This window comes from Pseudomonas sp. Irchel 3H7 (assembly GCF_900187605.1).
Classification (GTDB): domain Bacteria; phylum Pseudomonadota; class Gammaproteobacteria; order Pseudomonadales; family Pseudomonadaceae; genus Aquipseudomonas.
In genome coordinates this window covers 65,003-77,139 of sequence record NZ_FYEA01000007.1, presented here as the reverse complement: position 1 = coordinate 77,139, position 12,137 = coordinate 65,003, and the positions used below count along the sequence as shown (strand labels likewise).

Sequence of the window (12,137 nt, the reverse complement as noted above, 5' to 3'; positions counted from 1 at the left end):
CATGGAAACCCGAGCGCATCATGTGTTGATCGGCCTGTTCACCGTGATTGTGGTGGCAGGCGCCCTGCTCTTCGGTCTGTTCCTGGCCAAGTCCAGTGTCGATACCGAGTTCAAGGACTACGAGATTGTCTTCAGCGAAGCGGTCAGCGGTTTGTCCAAGGGCAGCCCGGTGCAGTACAGCGGGATCAAGGTCGGTGATGTGATCAACCTGCGCCTTGATCCAAAGGATCCGCGGCGGGTGCTGGCGCGGATTCGCCTGGCCGGTGACACACCGGTCAAGGAAGACACCCAGGCCAAACTGGCGCTGGCCGGGATTACGGGGACGTCGATCATCCAGCTCAGCGGCGGCACGCCCGAGAGCCCGAAACTGCGTGGGCATGACGGTAATCTGCCGACCATCGTTGCATCGCCCTCGCCTATTTCACGCCTGCTCAATGACTCCAACGATTTGATGACCGGGATTACCGCGCTGCTGCAGAACGCCAACCAGATGTTCTCCGCCGAGAACGTCGAACGCGTGAGCAAAACCCTCGCCCATCTGGAGCAAACCACCGGCACCATCAACGATCAGCGCGGCGACATCAAACAAGCCATGCAGCAACTGGCGACCGTCGGCAAACAGGCCGGCAGCATGCTTGAACAGACCTCGCTGCTGATGCGCAACGCCAATGGTTTGATCAACGATCAGGGCAAACAGGCACTGGGCAGCGCCGAGCAGGCGATGAAGTCGCTGGAACAAAGCACCACCACCATCAGCACCTTGCTCAGCAAAAACGAAAACTCCCTCGACAACGGCATGCAGGGCCTCAATGGCCTGGCGCCGGCGATCCGCGAACTGCGTGAGACGCTGACCTCGCTGCGAGCTATTTCCCAACGCCTTGAGGCCAACCCCAGCGGTTACCTGCTGGGCCGTGACAAGAACAAGGAATTCACGCCATGAAGCTGACTCGCCTCGCCCTCTTCGCTGCCGGTTTTTCCTTGATCAGCGCCTGTTCGATTCTGCCCGAGTCCGAGCCGTCGGATGTCTATCGCCTGCCGACTGCCCAGGCGCCCGCCTCGGCCCGTTCGGCGGCGACTCAGTCGTGGTCGCTGCGGTTGAACAAGCTGCAAGCCAGTGAAGCGTTGAACCGGCCGACGATTGCGGTGATTCCGCAGGGTGACGTGATCAGCAGCTACAAAGGCTCGCGCTGGAGCGATCCGGCGCCGGTGCTGGTGCGTAATCGCTTGCTCGACGGTTTTGCGCGTGATGGCCGGGTGACGCTGCTGAGTACCGATGACAGCAACTTTGCGGCGGATCTGGAATTGGGCGGGAATTTGCAGGCGTTTCAGACCGAGTATCAGGGCACGCAGGCCAGCGTCGTGGTGCGGGTTGATGCGTTGCTGGTGCGCGGTTATGACCAGCGGATTCTGGCCAGTCGGCGGTTTGAGGAGCGTCAGCCATTGAACGATGTGCAGGTGCCGGCAGTGGTCGCCGGGTTTGGTCAGGCCAGTGATCGTCTCACCGCCAAAGTAGTCGCCTGGGCCGTAGAGCAAGGCCAGAAACTCGCTCCCCCAAAGCCCTGATTCACCACAATCCATGTAGGAGTGAGCCTGCTCGCGATAGCGGTCTATGAGCCACCATCATCGGTGATTGTCACCCAGCTATCGCGAGCAGGCTCACTCCTACAGTTTGGATTTTTGTTCAGCCGAAGAACCAGTAGCAGACGAAGATAGCCCCGACCACACCAGCAAACTCCGCCAACAACGCACACCCCACCGCATGCCGCGCGCGTTGAATCCCCACCGCACCGAAATACACCGCCAGCACATAGAACGTGGTTTCGGTACTGCCCTGAATCGTCGCCGCGACCAGCGCCGGGAAGCTGTCGACACCGGACGTTTTCATCGTCTCGATCAACATCGCACGCGCCGCACTGCCGGAGAACGGTTTGACCATCGCCGTCGGCAGCGCATCGACAAACCGCGTGTCCCAACCGGCCCACTCGACGAGATGCCGAATGCCGTCCAGACCAAAGTCCAGTGCCCCGGAGGCGCGCAGCACGCCGACCGCACAGAGCATCGCGACCAGATACGGCAGCAGGTTCTTCGCTACGTCGAAGCCTTCTTTGGCGCCCTCAACAAACGCCTCGTAGACCTTGACCTTCTTCAACGCGCCGATCAGCAAAAACAGCATGATCAACCCAAACAGCGTGAGATTGCCGAGGATCGACGACAATCCCGCCAAGGCCGTTGCTGAAAGAGTACCCAACAGCGCCATGAATCCACCGAGAATCAGCGCGCCCGGAATTAGATAAGCCAACACCACCGGATCCCAGATCCGCAAACGCTGCATGAACGCCACCGAGAGGAAGCCGACAATCGTCGAGCAGCTGGTCGCCAGCAGAATTGGCAGGAACACCAGCGTCGGGTCGGGTGCGCCTTGCTGGGCGCGGTACATGAAGATCGTTACCGGCAGCAGGGTCAGGGAAGAGGCGTTGAGCACCAGGAAGAGGATTTGCGCGTTACTGGCGATGGTGGCACTGGGATTGAGCTCCTGCAGCGCCTTCATGGCTTTCAGGCCTATCGGCGTGGCCGCGTTGTCGAGGCCGAGACCGTTGGCGGCGAAGTTCAGGGTGATCAGGCCAAGGGCAGGGTGACCGGCCGGGACTTCCGGCATCAGCCGCAGAAACAGCGGGCCGAGCACTTTCGCCAGCCACTCGACGATCCCGGCCTTCTCGGCAATGCGCAGGAAGCCCAGCCACAGGGTGAGGGTGCCGAACAGCAGCACCATGACTTCGACCGAGAGCTTGGCCATGGCGAAAATGCTTTCCACCATCGCCGCAAAGATCCCGGCGTTACCGCCGATCAGCCACTGCGCCAGCGCCGATACGGCTGCCACGATGAAGAAGCCAAGCCACAGGCCATTAAGCATCAGTCAAATCCCCCGAAGAATGCGGCGAATGATAGCGGGGTCGCCAGAAACGACAAACCCCGGATTTCTCCGGGGTTAGTGTGTACCTGCTGCCACCCCATTTACCGGGTTGACCTCAATCTCCTGCAGGGGTGTGTCAGTTCTTGGAGATTTCGCCTGCTGGCAGTTTTTCCTTGCTGCGCCAGTGCGGCAGGGAGTTCCAGTAGCGCTCGCCCTTGGCGTCGTCGTACATGCCTTCCCAGCGTGCGATAACCAGCACGGCCAGCGCGTTACCAATCACGTTCAGTGCGGTACGGGCCATGTCCATGACGCGGTCGACACCGGCGATAAACGCCAGGCCTTCCAGCGGAATACCGACGCTGCCCAGAGTTGCCAGCAGCACCACGAAGGACACGCCCGGTACACCGGCGATGCCTTTGGAGGTGACCATCAGGGTCAGGACCAGCAGCAGTTGCTGGCTGATCGACAGGTCGATGCCGTACAGCTGCGCAATGAAGATTGCCGCGATCGACTGGTACAGGGTCGAACCGTCGAGGTTGAACGAGTAACCGGTCGGCACGACGAAGCTGCAGATGGCTTTCGGCGCGCCGTAGGCTTCCATCTTCTCGATCACGCGTGGCAGCACGGTTTCCGAAGAAGCGGTGGAGTAGGCCAGCACCAGCTCATCCTTGAAGATGCGCATCAGCTTGAACACCGAGAAACCGAACATCTTGGCGATCAGGCCCAACACCACGAAAGCGAAGAAGGCGATGGCGAAGTAAACCAGGATGACCAGTTTGGCCAGCGGCACCAGCGAGGCGAAGCCGAAGTTGGCCACCGTCACCGCGATCAGTGCGAATACGCCGATCGGCGCATAGTTCATGATCATGTGGGTGACTTTGAACATGCTTTCCGAGACGCCCTGGAACATCTTCACCAGCGGCTCGCGCAGGTCCGACTGCAGGCTCGACAGACCGAGACCGAACAGCACGGAGAAGAAGATGATCGGCAGCATTTCGCCGCGAGCCATGGCCGCGAAGATGTTCGACGGGATCAGGTTGAGGATGGTCTCGATGAACGCGTGTTCATGCTGCACTTCGGCGGCGGTCGCCTGGTACTTGGAGATATCCACCGTGCCCAGGGTGCTCATGTCGATGCCGGCACCCGGATGGAACACGTTTGCCAATACCAGACCAACGAGGATGGCAATGGTGGTGACGATTTCGAAATAGATGATCGTCTTCAGGCCGATGCGCCCGAGTTTCTTGGCGTCACCCACGCCGGCGATACCGACAATCAGGGAAGAGATGACGATCGGGATCACGATCATCTTGATCAGACGGATAAAGATATCGCCTGCCGGTTGCAGGACGTTGCTGATCCACCAGGCTTTCTCGGCACTGAAGTGGTTGAGCAACGCACCAATTGCAATACCCAATACCAGACCGATGAGGATCTGCCAGGCGAGGCTAAGTTTTGCCTTCTTCATTATCTTTACCCTTACTTGCGTTTGACTCAGGCACATGCAGGAACTGGAACGCTCTTTAGCGGAAAAGTCTGTGCATCTGCCTCCGTATAAGGTGCCCCGAAGCGCGTATTTACGGCTCTTCGGCAGGCGAAAAAAGGCGCAACTATTCCGATGCAAGGTTGCGCCGTCTAATGCCGTAAACGCCTACCCTATGCCGAATCGGCATGAGCTTTTTTAATTGAAACTGGCGTCCCAACCGGTTCGATTGTGACATTTCGGCCGGCATAAGTGCCGTGAACCGGCCATCACAGAGCAGGTTGATTATTTTTTGAACGAGAAAAATCGACAAAAATTTTGGGAAAATGCCTACGTGGCAAGACTAGAAGTCCTACTGTTTAAGCGGTTTTTTTGTCGATATACGGTCGCCAGGAAACACCGCGTAATGTTTTCGCGCGCAGTGTCAGCGATAAAAACAGCGAGCTGGACGCTCTGGATCAATGTTTTGTCTTTTTGAAAGCTCAGCGCAAGTCCGTCGAGCCACTGTGGGTCGGCGAACCTGCGGCGCAGCTTTTACCCTGACCCGGCCCTCTCGCAGGCACTCCCTGTACCCGTAGGTCACTCCGACCCTGCAACAGTCAGAACGTCCCGGCCCCTTGGTCATGCGCCTGCCTTCCTCAGGTGGGCGCAATGGAAGGCAGCAGGGCTGCTGCCTTCATGTTCAAGTCAGTACCACTTCGGATCTTTCTTCAGGGTTTCCATCAGTAGATCCTGCATGCCTTGATCGGGTTTGCCGAAGAAGCGATAGGTCGCATGTCGCGTCGGCGACTTGTCTTGCGGCAGGCCTTCAGGCACATCAACCAGCATGGCGTAGGCGTCATCCTTGTCGAAACTGAATGCGACGATCAAACGGTGGTTCAGGCACTTGTCCTGATTCTCGCAGAGCGGGCCCACCAAGTACTTGTTGCCGTCTTCAGTAACCGCGTTCATCTGTTGTTCGGAGGCCCCGGACAGGTTGATCACCCATTCCGGTACGCGCTCTTCTTTCTTTATCACGCCTTCCCAGGTCTCACGGTACTGCTCGTCAGAGGCGAACAGTTCGTTGACCCGCGCCTGGCCGTCATTGGCCGCCATCGCCATGGCACTACCGCCCAGAAGCAGGGCGGCTGCCAGTGTCTTTAACGCACTCATCGTTAACCTCGGCCGCGACGGCCAAAGAAGAAGGAAGCGATGAACATCACCAGGAACACGACAAAGAGAATCTTGGCGATACCCGTGGCGGTGCCCGCGATACCACCGAAGCCCAGTACTGCAGCGATGATGGCAATGATCAAGAATGTAATTGCCCAGCTCAACATGGTGATTCTCCTTACTTCTCTATTTAGGGGTGTTGCATGTCCCGGCGCTGTGCGCCCGAATTCGTTTGCTCTTTAGAAAACCCAACGCTCTTCACGTGGCAGTTGATCCAGCGGCTGCGCCTGATCGACGTCCATCATGCGCATCGAGGCGCTTTCGGCCTGACTGCTGCTGACGGCGCTGAAGTGCGTTTGCGTGCTGTGCTGGATCGAGATCAGCGGCTCAACTTTCTGGCTGTTTTCCCAGCTCAGGTATTGCTGGCAAGCGATCAGGGTGATCAACAGCGCCAATACGCCAAACAGACCTTGCTGGATGTGCAGTGGCGAGATACGCACTTGGGCGGCACGTTGGCGAGTCATCCTGGGTTCCTCACTCTTATTCGGTTAGGGCAGTTCATGTTCTGCCCGGGCTAAGTGAGGTATTGCAGCCTGCATGCCAGTTTTTTAATTGAAAAATATTCAATAAAATCAATGAGTTATGCACGTGATAAAAAACGTTTGCGACGCATCCTGCACGATGGGGCATCTGAGATCGTGCGCAATGCACGATTTTTTCGTAGGAGATTTCATTCTTATGGAATTGAGAGCAGGGCGCAGATGTCAGAAAAGTACGCAGGGAATGCCCTGCAAATCGGTGATTGTTTAAAAAACCAGCAAAACCAACAACTTGGCCGTAATGGCAGGAGAGAGCTACCCTCCTATGGCTGGCATCGTTCAGAATCAACCATGCAACTTGCCCGATTTTTCCGGGACTAACCCAAGACCAATCACTATGGAGCGTAGGAAAAATGGAATCTGCCACTGAGCATCAAGGCCGCATTCTGCTGGTGGACGACGAATCTGCCATCCTGCGTACCTTCCGTTATTGCCTCGAAGACGAAGGCTATACGGTTGCCACAGCCAACAGCGCGGCTCAGGCCGACGCGCTGCTGCAACGCCAGGTCTTCGACCTGTGCTTCCTTGATTTACGTCTGGGCGAAGACAACGGTCTCGACGTACTGGCGCAGATGCGCATTCAGGCGCCGTGGATGCGTGTGGTCATCGTCACCGCGCATTCGGCTGTCGATACCGCCGTCGATGCGATCCAGGCAGGCGCGGCCGACTATCTGGTGAAACCGTGCAGCCCGGATCAGTTGCGTCTGGCCACCGCCAAACAGCTGGAAGTGCGCCAACTGTCAGCGCGCCTCGAAGCTCTCGAAGGCGAGATTCGCAAACCGAAGGACGGTCTCGACTCCCACAGCCCGGCAATGAAAGTGGTACTGGAAACAGCACGCCAGGTCGCCGGCACCGACGCCAACATTCTTATCCTCGGCGAGTCCGGCACCGGTAAAGGTGAACTGGCCCGAGCGATTCATGGCTGGAGCAAGCGCGAGAAGAAATCCTGCGTGACCATCAACTGCCCGTCGCTGACGGCGGAATTGATGGAAAGCGAGCTGTTCGGTCACAGTCGCGGCGCGTTTACCGGTGCTAGCGAGAGCACCTTGGGTCGAGTCAATCAGGCCGACGGCGGTACGCTGTTTCTCGATGAGATCGGCGATTTTCCGCTCACTTTGCAACCCAAGTTGCTGCGTTTCATTCAGGACAAGGAATATGAGCGGGTGGGCGATCCGGTCACCCGTCGCGCCGATGTGCGTATTCTGGCGGCAACCAACCTCAACCTCGAAGACATGGTCCGAGACGGGCGTTTCCGCGAAGACCTGCTCTATCGTCTGAATGTCATCACCCTGCATCTGCCGCCCTTGCGCGAGCGCGCCGAGGACATTCTGACCCTGGCCGATCGCTTTCTCGCGCGTTTCGTCAAAGAGTATGCGCGCCCGGCACGGGGCTTCAGCGACGAGGCTCGCGAGGCACTGTTGGGCTACCGTTGGCCGGGCAACATTCGCGAGCTGCGTAACGTGGTTGAGCGGGCAAGCATCATCTGCCCGCAGGAGCGTGTGGAAATCAGCCACCTCGGCATGGCCGAACAACCGGTCAACAACGCCCCTCGAGTCGGTGCGGCATTGAGCCTCGACGAATTGGAGAAAGCCCACATCGGCGCGGTCCTCGCCACCGCCGGCACGCTGGATCAAGCGGCAAAAACCCTCGGCATCGACGCTTCGACCCTGTATCGCAAGCGCAAGCAGTACAACCTGTGAGCGCCCGGCGATGAAACTGGCGATGAAGTTGCGGACCCGTTTGTTCTTGAGTATTTCCGCGCTCATCACCGTGGCCTTGCTCGGGCTGCTGCTCGGGCTGGTCAGCGTGATGCAGATGGCGGGAACGCAAGAGGCGTTGGTGCGCAGCAACTTCGTCACCCTCGATCTGGGTCTCAAGCTGCGCCAGACGCTGGGTGATCAACTGATCATCATGCTGGCGGAAAAGCCTGATCCGGTGGCGTTCGAAGCGTCGAAACAGCATTACTTCGAGTTACTGGACCAAGGCATCGCCCAAGAGCAAGAGGGCGATGGCCGGCTATATGGCTTCAGTCGGGCAAAAGCGGATTATCTGAGCTTTCTGGAAGCGTTCGATTTGTCGCGTGACCCGGCCAGCTCGATGAGCAGCAGCGCCGACTTTCGAGAGCGCTTCAACACACTGCGCAACGGACTGATCACCGAACACAAGCATGCACTGGACAACATCAACGCGGTACAGCGTGAGGCGCGCGACCGTGCCTTGTTGATTGCGGGTCTGCTTGGCTTTGTCGGGCTGGCGGTGCTGATCATCGGTTTTATCACGGCCCACGGCATTGCTCGGCGTTTCGGCGCGCCGATCGAGGCGCTGGCGAAAGCCGCAGACAATATCGGCCAGGGCAATTTTGAAGTGACCCTGCCGATTTCCTCGGCGATGGAAATGAACCTGCTGACCAAACGCTTTGGCCTGATGGCCGAGGCGCTTCGCGAGCACCAGGCGACCAACGTTGATGAACTGCTCGCCGGTCAGCAACGCTTGCAAGCGGTGCTCGACAGCATCGATGACGGCTTGCTGATGATCGACCGCCAAGGGCATCTGGAGCACCTCAACCCAGTGGCCCAGCGACAATTGGGCTGGGAAGATGATCGTCTCGGCCAAGGGTTGGGCACGGCGCTGGAGCGACCAGAGCTGGATGCGCAGCTGCAACTGGTGCTGCGCGGCGGCTCCCTGGAGCGCGCGCCGGAAGACTTGAGCATCGAGGTCGACGGCGAATCCCGCCTGCTGACCTACAGCCTGACCCCGGTCAGCCACACCCAGGGACATATCCTCGGCGCGGTGATGGTGCTGCACGATGTCACCGAGCAACGCGCCTTCGAACGGGTGCGCAGCGAGTTCGTCTTGCGCGCTTCCCATGAGCTGCGCACCCCCGTCACCGGCATGCACATGGCGTTCGGCCTGTTCCGCGAACGGGCGAAGTATCCCGCGGAGTCGCGAGAGGCCGATCTGCTCGACACCGTGAATGAGGAAATGCAGCGCCTGATGCAGTTGATCAATGACTTGCTCAACTTCTCGCGTTATCAGAATGGCCTGCAGAAACTCACCCTGGCACCATGCTCCATCGAAGACTTGCTGGAGCAGGCGCAACTACGCTTTGCCGATTCGGCGGCGGCCAAGGGCATCGCCCTGAATGTCGAGGTGCAGGGGCCGTTGCCACGTTTGCAGGCCGATCAGGCGCAACTCGATCGCGTGCTGGATAACCTGATCGACAACGCCCTGCGCCATACCGCCCGCAACGGTCAGATCCGCTTGCAGGCACGCCGGCACGGCGAGCGAGTGATCATCAGTGTTGAAGACAACGGCGAAGGCATTGCCTACGGTCAGCAAGGACGGATCTTCGAACCGTTCGTACAGGTAGGGCGCAAGAAGGGTGGTGCCGGTCTGGGCTTGGCGCTGTGCAAGGAAATCGTCCAGCTGCATGGCGGACGCATGGGCGTTTACTCGCGACCGGGGCAAGGTACGCAGTTTTATATGGCGCTGACGGTCTAGGCTTCATCGTCCATTCGCCGTCCGGCAAGGCGTCGGCCACGGGTGATCAGTTCGATGAACTGCACCGCGCTGAGCGCATGGGCGAACAACCAGCCCTGGCCGAATTTCACGCCTTCGCTGCTGAGCAACTCAGCCTGCGATTCCAGCTCGATGCCTTCGGCAATCACCTTCAGATCCAGCGCCTGGGCCATGTGAATGATGTGCGGGGCGACGCCGCTGCTCGCTGCGTCATGGCCCAGTGCATCGATAAATGCTTTGTCGATTTTCAGGCAATCGACCGGCAAGGTCTGCAGATAGGCGAGGCTGCAGTAGCCGGTGCCGAAGTCATCGATCAATACTTGATGGCCGACATCGCGCAAGGCTTGCAGGTTTTCCCGCGCCACCACCACATCAATCAAACCGCGCTCGGTAACTTCGAAGGCAATCTGCCGCGCGGCGACGCGATGGAGCGTGAGCAGCCGCGCCATGACCTGGCCAATGCGCGGCACCATCACGTCACAGGCTGCAAGGTTGACCGAGATATACAGCTGCGGATTGGCGCGCAGCAACTGGCCCAGTTGCTCCAGCAAGCGCTGCAGAACAAAGTCGGTCATCTGGCGGATTTGTCCGGTGTTTTCCGCCATGGGGATAAACAGGTCGGGACTGGTCAGCGTGCCGTCCGGGCGACGCCAGCGTAGCAGCGCCTCGGCGCCGACGCAGTTGCGGCTGTCGAGATCGAAGATCGGCTGATAGAGCACCTGCAACTCGCCGCGCCGGATCGCGCCGTGCAGTTCGGCGTCCAGTGACTGACGCTGGCGCACCAGCAGGAAAACGAAGAAACCCGAAAAGGCGCCAAGCAGCACGCACGCCGGAATCATCCACCACCAGATAGCCGGGATGTGCATGCTGGTTCTGGGTGTGATCAGCACCAACTGATACTCCGGATTATCCGTGGGCATGCGGTAGATCAGCCGGGTCTGCGTGACTTGCAGGGCATCGCGACTCTTTGGTGGCCAGTGTTCCGTGGGTGGCCAGTCTTGCGCCATGCCGAGCACCGGGATGGCCCGGGTGCCGTGATCGAGCACCACTAGCAGGCTGCTGCCGGGCGACAGATCGACCATGTCGGTCAGATGCCCGCGCGAGGTGGCCACGCGGAAATTGCCGCGTCCGAGCATCAGCGCTGCACGGTTTTCATCGGGTTCGGTGGTGGTGTTCAACCAATAACTGTAAGTCGGGCCTTTGATATCCGGCGCGCGAACCACTGACAGGCCTTCCTGGCGCGGACGGTTCGAGCAGGTCCGCGAAGCGTCCATATAAGCTGCTTCATACACGAAGCGATAGTTGAAGGTGACCTGCTGCAGGGTGGCGATCATTTCATCGTCACAACTGCGCAATGGCTGCGCTTCAAGATCATCGAGACTTTCACGCAACTGGCCGAACAATTGTTCGAGGCGGGCGAGGAACCGCTCGCCTTGTGCGTTCATTTGCTGGCTTTCGCTTTGCTCGACCTGACGCATCGCCACGAACATTCCGCCGGCGATCAGCAGGCTGGCACTGAGGACAGCCGCGATCATCGCCAAAAACCAGGGGCGATAAAACCAGCTACGCAACGTCTCTCGGGTAGCAGCCATCAAGGAATATCCGAAGAATTACCAATGAGTTATAGCTGCTGGTTGCAATTTCGCCCTGACCGTCGGGCGGGCGTCATTATTTTGTCTGATTGAGCACCAGCAATAGTGCCGCCGTTTGCGCATCCGGCGTGCCGTCGAAGCGCGAAGGGCGGAAGTGCATCTGGAACGCTGCAAGGACGTGGCGCGTGGCGACGTCCAGTTCACCAGTCTGCGGCGTGTCATAACCCAGGTGCGCCAGTTGTGCCTGGAACCAACTGATACTCGGCAGTTCACTGCTGTTGAACAGCATTTGCTGGCGCGCTACCGCCTGTTCGTTCGGCCAGACGCCCAAGCCTTCAGCAGCGAGGCGTTTCCACGGGAACAGTGGCCCCGGATCAAGTTTGCGCAAGGGTGCGATGTCGCTGTGACCGATAATGTGTCGCGGGCTGATGCCGTTGCGTTTGCTGATGTCTTTGAGCAGGGCGATCAACGATTGGATCTGCGCCTCGCTGTACGGATACCACAGACGCCCGCTCGGCGTGTCCTTGAAACCCGGGTTGACGATTTCAATGCCGATCGAGCTGGAGTTGAGCCAGGTACGCCCCTGCCATTGGCTTTCGCCGGCGTGCCAGGCGCGTTGATTCTCATCCATGAGTTTGTAGACCGTACCGCTATTGTCGTCGCCGATCAGGTAATGGCTGCTGACTTCGCCGTGGGTCAGCAACTGCAGCGAGCGCTCCAGCGAGGCCGACGTGTAATGCACGACCACAAACTGAATGCGGCTGTCGTAATTGGCCGAAGGGTGGCTGGTGTTGTAGCGCGGGCCACTGGCACAACCGGCCAGAACGAGCAACGAAGCGAGGAGGGCAAAGAATTTCATGGCAGAAGGCAGTACACGCAAG

General features: G+C 59.0%; 11 protein-coding genes. 4 read left to right on the top strand and 7 right to left on the bottom strand.

From position 1 onward, the window contains the following. The first annotated feature begins 1 nt into the window (after window position 1). Window positions 2–940 (top strand): MlaD family protein, encoded by a 939-nt coding sequence (locus CKW38_RS14695; protein WP_016986431.1) that lies wholly within the window; start codon window positions 2–4, stop codon window positions 938–940. Beyond that, window positions 937–1,563, top strand: coding sequence for an ABC-type transport auxiliary lipoprotein family protein (locus CKW38_RS14690; RefSeq protein WP_095113111.1), 627 nt, complete (start codon window positions 937–939; stop codon window positions 1,561–1,563). Before CKW38_RS14695 ends, CKW38_RS14690 begins: the two co-directional genes overlap by 4 nt. Window positions 1,564–1,681: 118 nt before the next feature. Here the strand turns inward: CKW38_RS14690 and CKW38_RS14685 are convergent, their stop codons facing one another. The 5 genes from CKW38_RS14685 to CKW38_RS14660 all read right to left on the bottom strand — a co-directional run bounded on the left by CKW38_RS14685 (window position 1,682) and on the right by CKW38_RS14660 (window position 6,070). After that, window positions 1,682–2,911: a nucleoside recognition domain-containing protein gene (locus tag CKW38_RS14685; RefSeq protein WP_007911793.1), complete on the bottom strand. Its 1,230-nt coding sequence runs from the start codon at window positions 2,909–2,911 to the stop codon at window positions 1,682–1,684. A 136-nt stretch (window positions 2,912–3,047) separates the two neighbouring features. Beyond that, window positions 3,048–4,379 (bottom strand): glutamate/aspartate:proton symporter GltP, encoded by a 1,332-nt coding sequence (gene gltP / locus CKW38_RS14680; protein ID WP_007911792.1) that lies wholly within the window; start codon window positions 4,377–4,379, stop codon window positions 3,048–3,050. 702 nt (window positions 4,380–5,081) lie between these two features. Next, on the bottom strand, window positions 5,082–5,546 hold the full coding sequence (locus tag CKW38_RS14670) for an inhibitor of vertebrate lysozyme family protein (RefSeq protein ID WP_095113110.1): 465 nt from the start codon (window positions 5,544–5,546) through the stop codon (window positions 5,082–5,084). A gap of 2 nt (window positions 5,547–5,548) precedes the next feature. Then, entirely contained in the window at window positions 5,549–5,713 is a 165-nt protein-coding gene (locus CKW38_RS14665) for a DUF1328 domain-containing protein (protein ID WP_003177151.1), read from the bottom strand. Window positions 5,714–5,785: 72 nt separating this feature from the next. Then, on the bottom strand, window positions 5,786–6,070 hold the full coding sequence (locus tag CKW38_RS14660) for a hypothetical protein (protein ID WP_007911790.1): 285 nt from the start codon (window positions 6,068–6,070) through the stop codon (window positions 5,786–5,788). Window positions 6,071–6,498: 428 nt separating this feature from the next. Here CKW38_RS14660 and algB point away from each other — a divergent pair, with 428 nt between their 5' ends. Next, window positions 6,499–7,845: a sigma-54-dependent response regulator transcription factor AlgB gene (algB, locus tag CKW38_RS14655; protein WP_007911789.1), complete on the top strand. Its 1,347-nt coding sequence runs from the start codon at window positions 6,499–6,501 to the stop codon at window positions 7,843–7,845. A 10-nt stretch (window positions 7,846–7,855) separates the two neighbouring features. Further along, the gene (locus CKW38_RS14650; RefSeq protein ID WP_007911788.1) at window positions 7,856–9,646 is read left to right on the top strand and encodes an ATP-binding protein; all 1,791 of its coding nucleotides are present in this window, start codon (window positions 7,856–7,858) and stop codon (window positions 9,644–9,646) included. Here CKW38_RS14650 and CKW38_RS14645 read toward each other — a convergent pair. Both CKW38_RS14645 and CKW38_RS14640 read right to left on the bottom strand, forming a co-directional pair. Continuing rightward, complete coding sequence (locus CKW38_RS14645; RefSeq protein ID WP_095113109.1) at window positions 9,643–11,256, bottom strand: EAL domain-containing protein; 1,614 nt, start codon at window positions 11,254–11,256, stop codon at window positions 9,643–9,645. The genes CKW38_RS14650 and CKW38_RS14645 overlap by 4 nt on opposite strands. A 76-nt stretch (window positions 11,257–11,332) precedes the next feature. Beyond that, window positions 11,333–12,115: an N-acetylmuramoyl-L-alanine amidase gene (locus CKW38_RS14640; protein ID WP_007911785.1), complete on the bottom strand. Its 783-nt coding sequence runs from the start codon at window positions 12,113–12,115 to the stop codon at window positions 11,333–11,335. Window positions 12,116–12,137 lie beyond the last annotated feature (22 nt).

Coding starts and splice junctions, on each gene's coding strand:
- CKW38_RS14690 (WP_095113111.1), top strand. CDS start 937: ATGAAGCTGACTCGCCTCGCCCTCTTCGCTGCCGGTTTTTCCTTGATC.
- CKW38_RS14665 (WP_003177151.1), bottom strand. CDS start 5,713: ATGTTGAGCTGGGCAATTACATTCTTGATCATTGCCATCATCGCTGCA.
- CKW38_RS14640 (WP_007911785.1), bottom strand. CDS start 12,115: ATGAAATTCTTTGCCCTCCTCGCTTCGTTGCTCGTTCTGGCCGGTTGT.
- CKW38_RS14685 (WP_007911793.1), bottom strand. CDS start 2,911: ATGCTTAATGGCCTGTGGCTTGGCTTCTTCATCGTGGCAGCCGTATCG.
- CKW38_RS14645 (WP_095113109.1), bottom strand. CDS start 11,256: ATGGCTGCTACCCGAGAGACGTTGCGTAGCTGGTTTTATCGCCCCTGG.
- CKW38_RS14695 (WP_016986431.1), top strand. CDS start 2: ATGGAAACCCGAGCGCATCATGTGTTGATCGGCCTGTTCACCGTGATT.
- algB (WP_007911789.1), top strand. CDS start 6,499: ATGGAATCTGCCACTGAGCATCAAGGCCGCATTCTGCTGGTGGACGAC.
- CKW38_RS14650 (WP_007911788.1), top strand. CDS start 7,856: ATGAAACTGGCGATGAAGTTGCGGACCCGTTTGTTCTTGAGTATTTCC.
- CKW38_RS14670 (WP_095113110.1), bottom strand. CDS start 5,546: ATGAGTGCGTTAAAGACACTGGCAGCCGCCCTGCTTCTGGGCGGTAGT.
- CKW38_RS14660 (WP_007911790.1), bottom strand. CDS start 6,070: ATGACTCGCCAACGTGCCGCCCAAGTGCGTATCTCGCCACTGCACATC.
- gltP (WP_007911792.1), bottom strand. CDS start 4,379: ATGAAGAAGGCAAAACTTAGCCTCGCCTGGCAGATCCTCATCGGTCTG.